The organism is Pseudonocardia sp. P1, assembly GCF_000178675.2.
GTDB lineage: Bacteria > Actinomycetota > Actinomycetes > Mycobacteriales > Pseudonocardiaceae > Pseudonocardia.
The window spans coordinates 2140125-2153109 of record NZ_ADUJ02000001.1 but is presented as its reverse complement, the minus strand read 5'-3'; the positions used below and the strand labels follow the sequence as shown (position 1 = coordinate 2153109).

Genomic DNA, 12985 nt, shown 5'->3' with positions numbered 1-12985 from the left:
TCACGTACGGGCACCCAGTACTTTCATGATGCGGAAAAGATAATCCACTGGTAGGAATGTAGCCAGTCCAAGCGAGTACGCAGAGAGGGTGGTCACAGATGGCCGACACCGCCGGGCTGCAGGTCGAGGAGCACCTGAAGTCGTTCGTCGAGGACGAGCTCCTGTCCGACGTGGACCTCACGGCGGCGGACTTCTGGGCGACCCTGGCGGGTCTGCAGGAGCGGTTCGCGCCCAGGATCGCCGACGCGCTGCGCCGCCGTGACGAGCTCCAGGAGCGCATCGACGCCTGGCACGCCGAGCACGGCGCCGGCTCGACCGCCGACTACGAGAAGTTCCTGACCGACCTCGGCTACCTGCTCCCCGACGCGTCGCCGACGATCTCCGTCGACCGGGTCGACCCGGAGATCGCCGAGATCGCGGGCCCGCAGCTGGTCGTCCCCTCGACGGTGCCGCGCTACGCGCTCAACGCCGCCAACGCCCGCTGGGGCTCGCTGTTCGACGCGCTCTACGGCACCGACGCCCTCCCGCAGGACGGCGAGCTCGCCCGCGGCTACGACGAGCGCCGCGGCGCCCAGGTCATCACGGCCGCCGACGAGCTGCTCGACGAGCTGTTCCCGCTGGCGAAGGGGAGCCACGCCGGCGTCACCGCCTACCGGGCCGGGACCGACGGCCTGGTCGCCGACACCTCCGGAGGCACGGTCGGGCTCGCCGATCCGGCGCAGTTCGCCGGCTTCCGCGCGGTCGACGGCGACGGCCGCGGCGCCGTCCTGCTCACCCGCAACGGGCTGCACCTGGAGATCACCCTCGACCCGACCACGCAGGTCGGGCGCCAGCACCACGCCGACGTCGCCGACGTCGTGCTGGAGTCGGCCGTCTCGACGATCGTCGACCTGGAGGACTCGGTCTCGACCGTCGACGGCGAGGACAAGGCGCTGGCCTACCGCACCTGGCTGGGCCTGCTGACCGGTGACCTGACCAGCGAGTTCAGCAAGGGCGGGAGGACCGTCGTCCGCCGGGTGAACCCGGACCGCGAGTACACCGCGCCGGACGGGTCCGCCCTCACCCTGCCGGGCCGTTCGCTGATGCTGGTCCGCAACTGCGGCCACCACATGACCACGAACGCCGTCCGCACCGCCGACGGCACCGAGGTGGCGGAGGGCGTCCTGGACGCGCTGGTCTCCGCCGTCGCGGGGCTCTACGACCTGCAGCACAAGGGCCCGCACACCAACTCGCGGGCCGGCAGCGTCTACATCGTGAAGCCGAAGCAGCACGGCCCCGAGGAGGTCGCGCTCACCGTCGAGCTGTTCGGCGCCGTCGAGGAGGCGCTCGGCCTGCAGGCGAACACGCTCAAGATCGGCATCATGGACGAGGAGAAGCGCACCTCGGCCAACCTCGGAGCCTGCATCGCCGAGGCCGCGAACCGGGTCATCTTCGTCAACACCGGCTTCCTCGACCGGACCGGCGACGAGATCCACACCTGCTTCCGGGCCGGCGCGGTGCTGCCCAAGGGCGACATGAAGTCGACGACCTGGCTGACGACCTACGAGGACCGCAACGTCGACGTCGCGCTCGCCGCCGGGTTCAGCCACTCCGCCCAGATCGGCAAGGGCATGTGGGCCAAGCCGGCCGCGATGGCGGAGATGATCGAGCAGAAGATCGGTCACCCGAAGGCCGGGGCGAACTGCGCATGGGTGCCCTCGCCGACCGCTGCCACCCTGCACGCCCTGCACTACCTGCGGGTCGACGTCCACGAGGTCCAGTCGCAGATCGCGGCGCGCGCCACGGCCGACCGGAGCAGGCTGCTGGAGCTGCCGCTCGCCGGCGCGTCGTCGCTGCCGGCCGGGACCGTCACCCACGAGCTGGAGACCAACGCGCAGTCGATCCTGGGCTACGTCGTCCGCTGGGTCGGGATGGGCATCGGCTGCTCCACCGTGCCGGACCTGTCCGGGGCCGGGCTGATGGAGGACCGCGCGACGCTGCGGATCTCCGCCCAGCTCGTCGCGAACTGGCTCGCGCACGGCGTCGTCGACGAGGCGACCGTCCGGGACACCTTCGCCCGGATGGCGTCGGTGGTCGACGACCAGAACGCCGGCGAGCCCGGCTACCCGCCGATGGCGAAGGACCTCGACGGCAGCGAGTCCTTCCAGGCCGCGCTGGAGCTCGTGTTCACCGGCGCGACGGAGCCGAACGGCTACACCGAGCGCACGCTGACCTCGTGGCGGCAGCGCGCCAAGGCGAACGCCTGATCCGTTCGCAGCGTGACCGACGACGCCCCCGGGACCGAGGTCCCGGGGGCGTCCGCGCGGGAATCCGTTCCCGTGGGCAGGTGCGGGGCCGTTGCCGGACGTAACGTCGGGTGCGTGACCGCCACCACGGACCTGCCCCGCCTCCCGTTCCCGCGCGACGACGTCCTGCGACTCCCTCCGCTCTACGACGAGCTCCGGGAACGGGCGCCGATCACCCCCGTCCGCACCCCGGCCGGCGACGTCGCCTGGCTGGTCACCGGCTACGAGGAGGCCCGCGCGCTGTTCGCCGACGACCGGCTCGGCCGCAGTCATCCGGAGCCGGAGCGGGCGGCGCGGATCTCCGGCTCGATGGTCTTCGGCGGCCCCTCCGGGGACTCGCCGGAGACCGAGCGGGTGAACCACACGCAGATGCGCACGCTCCTCGCGCCGGCGTTCTCGGCACGGCGGATGGGCCGGCTGCGCGAGCACGTCGCCGATCTCGTCGCGGAGCGGCTCGACGCAACGGAGGCGGCCGGACCCGGCGCCGACCTGCACGAGCTCCTCTCGTTCCCGCTGCCGGTGCTGGTGATCTGCGAGCTGCTCGGCGTCCCCTTCGCCGACCGCGCCGAGTTCAGCGCGTGGTCCGAGGGCCTGAGCCGGCTCGACGACCGCGAGCACGCGCAGGCGAGCGCGGCGCGGCTGTTCGCGTACATGCGTGAACTGCTCGACCGGAAGGCGGCCGAGCCGGGGGAGGACGTGCTCTCCGACCTCGCCGCACTCGGCGGTGACGACGGCCGGCGCGACCGGCTCGCGGGTCTCGGTGCGGCGCTGCTGTTCGCCGGGCACGAGACGACGGTCGGACGGATCGACGTCGGCACCGTGCTGCTGCTCGACCAGCCGGGGGAGTGGGCGGCGCTGGCCGCGGACCCCGGCCGCGCCGACGCCGCCGTCGAGGAGATCCTGCGGCTGGCCGCCCCCGGGTCGAGCGGGATCCCCCGCTACGCGCACGCCGACATCGAGATCGCCGGGGTCCGCATCCCGGCGGGCGACGCCGTCCTGCTCGCCCCCGCCGCCGCGAACCGGGACCCGCGCACGTTCGACGACCCCGGCGCCTTCGACGCCGGACGTCGCCCCGCGCACCTCGCCTTCGGCCACGGCCCGTACTTCTGCATCGGCGCGAGCCTCGCCCGGGTGGAGCTCACCGAGGTGTTCCGCGCCCTGCCGGCGCGGCTGCCGTCGTTGCGCACGGCGGTGCCCCGCGCGGAGCTGCAGCTGCGCTCGGACGTCCTGACCGGAGGCCTCCGCGCGCTCCCGGTGACCTGGGAACGATGATGGCCCGGTGCTGGAACTGCGGGTCTCCGCCCTCGACCACCCGGACGCGGTGACGCTCGACGGGCAGGTGCAGGAGTACTACCGCCGGGTCTACGGCGACGGCGACGCCACCCCCGTCGCACCGGCGGACTTCGCCGCCCCGCGCGGGCTGTTCCTGGTCGGCTACGACGGCGACCGCGCCGTGGTCACCGGTGCCTGGCGGGCGGTCGACGCGGTGGCGGACGACCCGGTCCGCCGCGACGGCGACGCGGAGGTCAAGCGGATGTACGTCGTCCCGGACGCCCGTGGGAAGGGTCACGCCCGGACCCTGCTGGCGGAGCTGGAACGCACCGCGGAGGCGGCCGGGCGCCGGCGCATGATCCTGGAGACCGGGACCGCGCAGCCGGAGGCCATCAGCTTGTACCGCGCGTGCGGATACCGCCCGATCGGGAGGTTCGGCGTGTATCGGGACGATCATCGCTCACGGTGTTTCGGCAAGCCCCTGCGGACGTGAGCCCCGGTACGGTGGCGGGCGAATCGTCCGGTTGCGCCGATAGGATGACGGAGGCGTCGTCGCCGTGTCCCGTCCGGGGACCGGCTCGTGACACGTCCGCACCGCTCCCCGGTCGATCGTGCAGCGAGTGACCCGCCCGTCCGTACGACCCCGCGAACCAGGAGGTGTCGGTGCTCGCCGTCGTGGCCGCCCATCTCGTCCTGGCGCTGTGCCTCCCGGCCCTCGCCCGGTACAACCGGCGACTGGCCTTCGGGGCCGGCGCCGCACTGCTGGCGGCCACACTGGTGTGGGCGATGGCGCAGGCCCCGGCCGCGCTCGGCGCCGGCGTCACCGACGTCGTCGAGTGGGCCCCGGAGCTCGGGCTCCGGCTGAGCCTCCGGATGGACGCGCTGGCCCTCGCCATGATCGTCCTGGTCTCCGGCGTCGGGGCGCTGATCATGGTCTACGCGGCCTGGTACTTCGGCCCCCGCTCGAAGGACGCCGCCCGCTCGGCCGCCCTGCTGGTCACCTTCGCCGGGATGATGCTCGGCCTGGTCCTGGCCGACGACCTGCTCACCCTCTACGTGTTCTGGGAGCTGACGTCGCTGACGTCGTTCCTGCTCGTGGGGCAGGGCGGTCAGTACCGGGAGAACCGGCGGGCCGCCGTGCAGGCGTTGCTCGTGACGGTGTTCGGCGGCCTGGCGATGCTGCTGGGCATCGTGCTGCTCGGCGGGATCGCCGGCACCTACTCGATCCCCGAGCTCACCGCAGCGGCCTCCGCGGGCACCCTCGCGCCGGACCAGCCGGTCGCGCTGGCGATCTCGCTGGTGCTGATCCTCATGGGGGCGCTGACGAAGTCCGCGCAGCTGCCCTTCCACCCGTGGCTGCCCTACGCGATGGCGGCGCCGACGCCGATCTCGGCCTATCTGCACGCCGCCTCGATGGTGAAGGCCGGCGTCGTGCTGGTGGCGCGGCTCGGGCCGGCGTTCTCGGTGTACACGGTGTGGTGGGTCCCGGTCGTCGTGCTCGGCCTGGCGACGATGCTCCTCGGCGGCTGGCGGGCGCTGCGCCAGACCGACCTCAAGCGGCTGCTGGCCTTCGGCACCGTGTCCCAGCTCGGCTTCCTGATGGTGCTCTTCGGTGCCGGGTCCCGGGTCGCCGCGCTGGCCGGTATCGCGATGCTGCTGGCGCACGGCCTGTTCAAGGCCCCGCTGTTCATGGTCGTCGGCGCCATCGACAAGGCGTGCGGCACGCGTGACCTGCGGGAGCTGTGCGGTCTCGGCCGGCGGCGGCGCGGCCTGGCCGTGCTCGCGACGCTGGCGGGGCTGTCGATGGCGGGGCTGCCGCCGCTGCTCGGGTTCGTCGGCAAGGAGGCCGCGTACGAGGCGTTCGTCCTGGAGGGCGGGACCCGCGGCTGGGTCGTCGCGGTGGGGCTGCTCGCGGGCTCGCTGCTGACCGTCGCCTACACCGCGCGCTTCCTGTGGGGCGCGTTCTCGACCAAGGGCAGCCAGCCCACCGGCGGCGACCCGGTGCCGCTCGGGCTGTCCGGCCCGGCCTGGCTGTGCGCGCTGACCGGCCTGGCCGCCGGCTTCGCCGCGCCGCTGGTGCAGGACGTCGCCGGGTCCTACGCCCGGTCGCTGCCCCCGCTCGGCGACGCCTACGCCGCGCAGTACGAGCTCGCCCTGTGGCACGGTCTCGGTCTCCCGCTGGGCTTCTCCGCGCTCGCCCTCGTCGGCGGCCTGCTCCTGCACCGCTACGGGGCGCCGCTGACCTCCCGGGCGCGGATCCCGGGGGTGTCCGCGCAGCGCGGCTACGAGGCGGTCGTGACCGGCCTGGAGCGGTTCGCGATCGGCCTCACCGGCCGCCTGCAGATCGGGTCGCTGCCGGTCTACCTGGGCTGCATCCTGGCCACCCTGATCGTGCTCCCGGGCCCGGTGCTGCTGATGACGGGTGCCATGCCCGAGCACCAGGCCCCCTACGACTCGATCATGCAGGTCCCGGTCGGGCTGATGGTCGTGATCGCCGCGGTCGCGCTCACCCGGGCACGCAGGCGGTTCACCGCGGTGCTGCTGGTCGGCGCCGTCGGCTACGGGATCGGCGGCCTGTTCGTCATCGACGGTGGCCCGGACCTGGCCCTCGCCCAGTTCCTGGTGGAGACGCTGACCCTGGTGGCGTTCGTGTTCGTGCTGCGGCGGCTGCCCGCGCACTTCGACGAACCGGACACCGAACGCCGGGTCCGCGCCCCCAAGGCCGCGCTCGCCGCCGTCGGCGGGGTGTTCGTGGCCGGGACTGCGGTCGTGCTCTCCGGGGCCCGGCTGCAGCCGCCGTCGACCACCGACGCCTTCGTCGCGAACGCCCCCGAGGCCGGCGCCACCAACCTCATCAGCGCGATCCTCGTCGACTTCCGGGCACTGGACACCATCGGGGAGATCACCATCCTGCTGATCTGTGCCGCCGGGACGGCGAGCCTGGTCCTCGCCACCCGCTACGACAAGAAGAAGGGCGGCGCGGTCGTGAGCAGCGGTTCGGGCTCGCCGAAGCACGAGCAGGAGGTGCTCGGATGACGACCTCCACCGACCGGCCCGGTGACACGGCTCCGCCCCCCGAGGAGGACACGGCCTGGGAGCGCTGGGACCAGCCCAGCGGCCGCTGGATGCTGCCCGGCAACTGCCCCGACACCCGGGAACGGACCCTCGTCCTCGAGGCCGCCGCCCGGCTCCTGTTCCCGACGGTGCTGGTGTTCTCGGTGTTCCTGCTGTTCGAGGGCCACTACGGCCCGGGCGGCGGGTTCTCCGGCGGCCTGGTCGCCGGGCTCGCGTTCGTGCTGCGGCACATCGCGGGCGGCGACGACGACCCCGGCTCCACACTGCGCATCCGGCCGCCGGTCGTCGTCGGTACCGGGCTGACGATCGCGGTGCTGACAGGTCTCGCACCGTTGCTCTGGGGCGGCGCGGTGCTGTCCTCCGCCAAGTGGCGGATCAGCTTCGGCGACGCCGGCTACATCGACGTCGTCACCAGCCTGCTGCTCGACGTCGGCGTCTACCTGCTGATCATCGGCGTCGTGCTGGACCTGCTGCGCTCGCTGGGCTCGGGCATCGCCCGGGACGCCCGTGAGGCCGGCGAGGCCGCGCCGCGCGGTTCCGGCGGTGGTGACCGGTGAACATGACGATCAACCTGAGCATGGCGATCGTGCTCGCCGTCCTGTACTCGGTCGGGTTCTACCTGCTCATGCAGCGTTCGCTGATGCGGGTCCTGATCGGCATCGTCGTCCTGGGGCACGGGGCGAACCTGCTGCTGCAGCTCGCGGGCGGGCCGCCCGGGCGCGCGCCGATCCTCGGCCCGGTACTGCCCGAGGAGTTCACCGACCCGCTGCCGCAGGCGCTGGCGCTCACCGCCATCGTGATCACCTTCGCGCTGACCACCTACCTGCTGGCGCTCGGATACCGGTCCTGGGTACTGGTCGGCCACGACGAGGTCCAGGACGACGTCGAGGACCGCCGGATCGCCGCCCAGAAGCCGGACGGTGCGATGGAGGAGGGCACCGCCGAGGAGACCGAGGCCGGTCCCGAGGACACCGCCGACTCCCACGAGCTCGAGGAGGGCCGCAAGTGACCCTGCTCCAGGCCTTCGTGACGCTGCCGGTGCTGCTGCCGATGCTCGGCGCCGCCGCCAGCGTGATCGTCAGCAGGCGGGCCTCGCTGCAACGGGTCATCGGCGTGGTGACGCTGGCGATCGTCTGCGTCGTGGCCGGCGTCCTGCTGGTGTCCGCCGACCGCTACGGGCCGGTCGTCGCCGAGCTGGGCGGCTGGCCGGCGCCGATGGGCATCGTGCTCGTCGCCGACCGGATGTCGGCCCTGCTGCTGCTGATCTCGACGCTGGTCACCCTCGCGGTGCTCGTCTACGCGATCGACCAGCGGATCTCCGACTACGGCCGGGAGACGGCCAGCACCACGTTCCACCCGATCTTCCTGCTGCTGTCGACGGGCGTCTCGCTGGCCTACCTGACCGGTGACCTGTTCACGCTGTTCGTCGCCTTCGAGATCATGCTGGCGGCCAGCTACGTGCTGATCACCCGGCGGACGTCGGCGTCGCGGATCCGGTCCGGGATGACGTACGTGATCGTCTCGCTGATGTCGTCGCTGCTGTTCCTGACCGCGGTCGCACTGGTCTACGCGGCGACCGGCACGGTCAACCTGGCCGACCTCGCCGGGCGGGTCGCGCTGCTGCCCGACGGGCTGAAGACGGTGCTGGCGCTCGTGCTGGTCGTCGTGTTCGGGATCAAGGCGGCGATCGTGCCGCTGCACTTCTGGTTGCCCGACAGCTACCCGAACGCCCCAGCACCGGTCACCGCGCTGTTCGCCGGACTGCTGACCAAGGTCGGCATCTACGCGCTGCTGCGCACCCAGACCCTGGTGTTCCCGCAGGACCACCCCTCGTTGCTGCTGCTCGTGATGGCCGCGGTGACGATGGTGGTCGGCGCGCTCGGCGCCGTCGCGCAGGACGACCTCAACCGGCTCCTGTCGTTCCTGCTGGTCAGCCACATCGGGTTCATGCTCTTCGGGCTGGCGGTGTACACCCCGTCGGGGATCGCCGGGACGGCGCTCTACGTCGTCCACCACATCACCGTGCAGGCGACGCTGTTCCTCGTCAGTGGGTTGATCACCCGGCGGACCGGGACGGTGTCGATCTCGCAGATGGGCGGGCTCGCGAAGACGGCCCCGCACCTGGCGGTGCTGTTCGCGATCCCCGCGATCACCCTGGCCGGGCTGCCGCCGACGTCGGGATTCGTCGCGAAGCTCGCACTGCTGCAGGCCGGCGCCGAGGCCGGTACGGCGGGCCGGATCGTCGCCGCCTTCGTCGTGCTCGCCAGCCTGCTCACGCTCTACGCCGCCGCCCGCGTCTGGGTCCGGGTGTTCTGGGGCACGCCGAAGGAGCCGCTGGTCGACAACGACCCGAACGACGAGCTGGTCGTCGGCACCGCCCGCAGCGCCCGCGGGATGTACGTCGGCGCCGCGTCGCTGATCGCGGTCAGCATCGTCATCGCGGTGTTCGCCGGGCCGCTGTCGGCGGTCACCGCGCGCGCCGGGATCGACCTGCAGACCCGCGACACCTACCGCGGCGCCGTGCTCGGGCCGGACGAGGCTCCCGGCGGGCCCGGTGCGCAGCCGGTCGCGACGGTGCCGGACGTTCCCGACGGGACCGGCGGCGGGACGGCGATGGCGACCGACGACGCGGAAGGGGGCACCCCGTGAGCGAGGACCGGACGATCCGCGACGGCGCGGCTCCGGAGACGTCCCCGGAGGGGCAGCGCGAGGCGGACATGGGTGCCGCGGAGACCGGGACCGGGCTGCCGGCCGAGGAGTCCCGCGAGGCCGCACTCGTGCCCGAGCAGCGCCCCGCCACGGTCGACGACCAGCCGGGCGACAACTCCCGGATCGGGAGCTGGCCGCGGCGGATCCCGCAGGTGCTGGCGCTGGCGCTGGTGTGGGTGCTGTTGTGGGGCAGCCTCGCGCCGACGGCGATCGTCGGCGGTCTGGTCATCGGGCTGCTGGTGACGGTGCTGTTCCCGCTCCCGCTGCTGCCGGACCGGATGCCGGTGCGGCCGCTGAAGCTGCTGCGGCTCGCCGGGTACCTCGTGGTGGACCTCGTCGTCTCCGGTATCCGGGTGAGCGTGGTGACCGTCGCCCAGGGTCGGCGGGCCCGCTCCGGGATCGTGGGGCTACCGCTGTGCGCCACCTCCGACCGGACGGTGACCATGATCGTCGCGGCGTGCGCGCTGTCCCCGGGCAGCTTCACGTTGCAGATCGACCGCCGGCGTGGCCGCTGGTACGTGTTCGCGCTCGGGCTGCACCGCGCGGGCGCGGTCGACCGGTTGCGCAAGGAGATGATGAACCTGCAGATGCGCGTCATCGACGCGGTCGGTACCGACGCCGACGTGGAGATGTGCCGCGCGGCCGTCGCCGCCGTCGCCGAGGGCCGGGACACGGGGAGGGCGGCGCGATGACCGTCGTCTACGCGATCGTACTGACCATGCTGACCGCCGCCGGCGGGCTCACGCTGTGGCGGCTGCTCCGCGGCCCCACGACCCTGGACCGGATCGCGGCCCTCGACGTCATCGTGGTGCTGATCGTGGCCGCCGCCGGGGTGTACGCGGCGATCTACTCGGACGGGTCGAACATCCCGCTGCTGGCGGCCGTCGCGCTGATCGCGCTGGTCGGCTCGGCGACGGCGGCCCGGCTCGTCGAACGATGGGAGCGGCACCGCTGATGTCGGCCTCGGACGTGACCTCGGTGATCTCCGCCGTGCTGATGCTGGCCGGTGGAGTGTCCTGCCTCATGGGGGCCCTCGGCCTCGTGCGGCTGCCGGACCTGCCGGCGCGGCTGCAGGCGACGACCAAGCCGCAGACGCTCGGCCTGCTGCTGATCCTCCTCGGTGTGGCGGTGCAGCTGGAGTTCGAGAACTCCTCGACGCTGGTGCTGGTCGTGCTGTTCCAGGTGCTGACCGCCCCGGTGATCTCCCAGGTGGTCGGCCGGTCGGCGTACCGCACCGGCGCGATCGACCGGGAGTCGCTGGTCGTCGACGACCTGGGGGAGCGGATGGACGCCGACGCCCGGGCCGTCCGCACCGTGACGCCGGACGGACCGCCGTCGCCGCGCGGGTCCGGATCGGACACGACCGGCGGGGCCGGGGGCCCGGCGTGACGGGTCCTCCGGGACTCGTACCCTGCGGGTGTGCCTCTGTACGCGCTCGGTGACGCCGAACCGGACATCCACCCGACCGCCTACGTCCACCCGGACGCCGTCGTGATCGGGAACGTGACACTCGGGCCGGAGTCGACCGTGTGGCCCACCGCGGTGCTGCGCGGCGACGACGGCCGGATCGAGGTCGGCGCCCGCACCAGCATCCAGGACGGCTCGATCATCCACACCACGCTGCGCCAGGCGACCGTCATCGGCGACGAGGTGACCGTCGGTCACAACGTGCACATCGAGGCGGCGACCATCGGGAACCGGGCGCTGATCTCGTCGGGATCGGTCGTGCTGAACGGCTCGACGGTCGGTGCGGGCGCGATCGTCGCCGCCGGCGCGGTCGTCTCGCCCGGTGCGGAGGTCCCGGACCGGGCGATGGCGCTCGGCGTCCCGGCCCGGGTCCGCGACGGGTACGAGGTGCCGGAGGACCGCTGGAAGCACTCGGTGGAGTCCTATGTCGACCGGGGCCGCCGGTTCCGCGAGCAGCTGCGCAGGCTGGAGGACTGATGGCCGCGAAGCCGTTGCACGAGGTCGTCGAGGCAGGCTGGGCGGAGGCGCTCGCGCCGGTGGCCGAGACCGTCTCCTCGATGGGGGAGTTCCTGCGGGCGGAGATCGCCGCGGGGCGCCGGTACCTGCCGGCGGGCGCGAACGTCCTGCGGGCGTTCCAGCAGCCCTTCGAGGACGTCCGGGTACTGATCGTCGGGCAGGACCCGTACCCGACGCCCGGGCACGCCGTCGGCCTGTCGTTCTCGGTCGCCGAGGAGACCCGCCCGCTGCCGCGCTCGCTGCAGAACATCTTCCGGGAGTACACGGAGGATCTCGGGCACCCGGCGCCGTCGTCGGGCGACCTGACGCCGTGGACCGACCAGGGCGTGCTGCTGCTCAACCGGTGCCTCACCGTCGCCCCCGGCGAGCCCGGCTCGCACCGGAACAAGGGCTGGGAGGAGGTCACCGAGCAGGCCATCCGGGCGCTGGTCGCCCGCGACGCCGAGCCGATGGTGGCGATCCTCTGGGGCCGCGACGCCCGCAACCTCGTCCCGCTGCTGGAGGACGTGCCGCTGGTCGAGTCGGCGCACCCGTCGCCGATGTCGGCCGACCGCGGGTTCTTCGGGTCCCGGCCGTTCAGCCGTGCGAACGACCTGCTGGAGGAGATCGGCGGCGACCCGGTCGACTGGAAGCTTCCCTGACGGTCGGAACCATTAGGCTCGTCGGGGTGGACGACTCGGGCGAGATGCGCATATCGGACGCCGATCGTGAAGCCGCCGCGAAGCGGCTGCACGACGCGCTGGGCGAGGGCCGCATCACCCTGACCGAGCTCGAGGAACGCCTCGACGCGGTCTACGCGGCCCGCACCGCGAGCGAGCTGCGTCCCCCGCTGGCGGACCTGCCCGGCGGCCTGCCGCCGTCGGTGGCGTCCGGCGCGGCACCGGCCCGTTCCGCGGGCTCCGAAGACCGGGTGCACCTGCGCACCGGGGCCGGCACCGTGAAGCGGACCGGTGACTGGGAGGTGCCTGCCGCGCTACGGCTCACGACGAGCATGGGCACCATCCACCTCGACCTGTCCGAGGTGCGGCGGATGCCGCCGCGCGTCGACGTCGAGGTCTCGACCGGGATGGGGGAGATCGTGCTGATCCTCCCCGAGGGTGGCACCGCCGACGTCGACGGCGTCAGCGGGTCCTGGGGCGAGGTGAAGACGAAGGTCCCCGGGACGCCCGCCGGATCCGGCCCGCACCTCGTGGTGCACGGCAAGGTCGGGATGGGCTCCCTCACCGTCCGCGGGTCGCGCAAGGGCTGGTGGCGGGCCGTCCTCGGCTAGGAACCGGCTACCGACACGGCCCCGGACACGACGACGGCCCGGTCCCTCGCGGGAACCGGGCCGGTCGGTGTTCTGATCTCGCTGGACGCACCGCGTCAGACGCGGGTGACCTTCCCGGCCTTCAGGCAGGAGGTGCAGGCGTTGATGCGGCGGCGGTTGCCACCGTTGATCGCGGCCCGAACGGTCTGGATGTTCGGGTTCCAGCGGCGGTTGGTACGGCGGTGCGAGTGCGAGACGGACATGCCGAAGCCCGGACCCTTGCCGCAGACGTCGCAGACGGCAGCCACGTCGGACACTCCTCGAGGGGTTGGCGAACAGTTCACGAAGCCCGGGCGTGCCGGGGCTCGGTCTGCAAGTCTAGCGAGGGGGGTACCGCGATCTCCGCGGGGGC

14 protein-coding genes are annotated in these 12985 nt (G+C 73.0%); 13 read left to right on the top strand and 1 reads right to left on the bottom strand.

Translation table 11 applies throughout. The features are described from left to right. The first annotated feature begins 98 nt into the window (after nt 1–98). The 13 genes from PP1_RS09485 to PP1_RS09425 all read left to right on the top strand — a co-directional run bounded on the left by PP1_RS09485 (nt 99) and on the right by PP1_RS09425 (nt 12594). Nucleotides 99–2246: a malate synthase G gene (locus tag PP1_RS09485; RefSeq protein WP_010239566.1), complete on the top strand. Its 2148-nt coding sequence runs from the start codon at nt 99–101 to the stop codon at nt 2244–2246. Between the two features lie 114 nt (nt 2247–2360). Further along, entirely contained in the window at nt 2361–3557 is a 1197-nt protein-coding gene (locus PP1_RS09480) for a cytochrome P450 (RefSeq protein ID WP_010239567.1), read from the top strand. Between the two features lie 10 nt (nt 3558–3567). Beyond that, nucleotides 3568–4050: a GNAT family N-acetyltransferase gene (locus tag PP1_RS09475; RefSeq protein WP_202796442.1), complete on the top strand. Its 483-nt coding sequence runs from the start codon at nt 3568–3570 to the stop codon at nt 4048–4050. A gap of 164 nt (nt 4051–4214) precedes the next feature. Continuing rightward, nucleotides 4215–6593, top strand: coding sequence for a hydrogen gas-evolving membrane-bound hydrogenase subunit E (mbhE, locus tag PP1_RS09470; protein WP_010239571.1), 2379 nt, complete (start codon nt 4215–4217; stop codon nt 6591–6593). Next, nucleotides 6590–7189 carry an MnhB domain-containing protein gene (locus PP1_RS09465; protein WP_010239574.1) on the top strand — a complete coding sequence of 200 codons (600 nt, stop codon included), beginning with the start codon at nt 6590–6592 and terminating at the stop codon, nt 7187–7189. The genes mbhE and PP1_RS09465 overlap by 4 nt, the downstream gene beginning before the upstream one ends. A 2-nt stretch (nt 7190–7191) precedes the next feature. Next, nucleotides 7192–7641, top strand: a complete 450-nt coding sequence (locus PP1_RS09460) for a Na(+)/H(+) antiporter subunit C (RefSeq protein WP_033200348.1) — start codon at nt 7192–7194, stop codon at nt 7639–7641. Next, the gene (locus tag PP1_RS09455; RefSeq protein ID WP_010239582.1) at nt 7638–9281 is read left to right on the top strand and encodes a Na+/H+ antiporter subunit D; all 1644 of its coding nucleotides are present in this window, start codon (nt 7638–7640) and stop codon (nt 9279–9281) included. The genes PP1_RS09460 and PP1_RS09455 overlap by 4 nt, the downstream gene beginning before the upstream one ends. Beyond that, complete coding sequence (locus PP1_RS09450) at nt 9278–10033, top strand: Na+/H+ antiporter subunit E (protein WP_010239585.1); 756 nt, start codon at nt 9278–9280, stop codon at nt 10031–10033. Before PP1_RS09455 ends, PP1_RS09450 begins: the two co-directional genes overlap by 4 nt. Beyond that, nucleotides 10030–10296, top strand: coding sequence for a monovalent cation/H+ antiporter complex subunit F (locus PP1_RS09445; protein WP_010239588.1), 267 nt, complete (start codon nt 10030–10032; stop codon nt 10294–10296). The genes PP1_RS09450 and PP1_RS09445 overlap by 4 nt, the downstream gene beginning before the upstream one ends. Then, nucleotides 10296–10730 (top strand): monovalent cation/H(+) antiporter subunit G, encoded by a 435-nt coding sequence (gene mnhG, locus PP1_RS09440; protein WP_010239591.1) that lies wholly within the window; start codon nt 10296–10298, stop codon nt 10728–10730. Before PP1_RS09445 ends, mnhG begins: the two co-directional genes overlap by 1 nt. A gap of 30 nt (nt 10731–10760) precedes the next feature. Next, nucleotides 10761–11285: a gamma carbonic anhydrase family protein gene (locus PP1_RS09435; RefSeq protein WP_010239594.1), complete on the top strand. Its 525-nt coding sequence runs from the start codon at nt 10761–10763 to the stop codon at nt 11283–11285. Further along, entirely contained in the window at nt 11285–11965 is a 681-nt protein-coding gene (locus PP1_RS09430) for a uracil-DNA glycosylase (protein WP_010239597.1), read from the top strand. Before PP1_RS09435 ends, PP1_RS09430 begins: the two co-directional genes overlap by 1 nt. Before the next feature lie 26 nt (nt 11966–11991). After that, nucleotides 11992–12594, top strand: a complete 603-nt coding sequence (locus PP1_RS09425; protein ID WP_010239610.1) for a DUF1707 SHOCT-like domain-containing protein — start codon at nt 11992–11994, stop codon at nt 12592–12594. A gap of 95 nt (nt 12595–12689) precedes the next feature. Here PP1_RS09425 and rpmB read toward each other — a convergent pair whose 3' ends face one another. Continuing rightward, nucleotides 12690–12881 (bottom strand): 50S ribosomal protein L28, encoded by a 192-nt coding sequence (gene rpmB / locus PP1_RS09420; protein WP_010239613.1) that lies wholly within the window; start codon nt 12879–12881, stop codon nt 12690–12692. Nucleotides 12882–12985 lie beyond the last annotated feature (104 nt).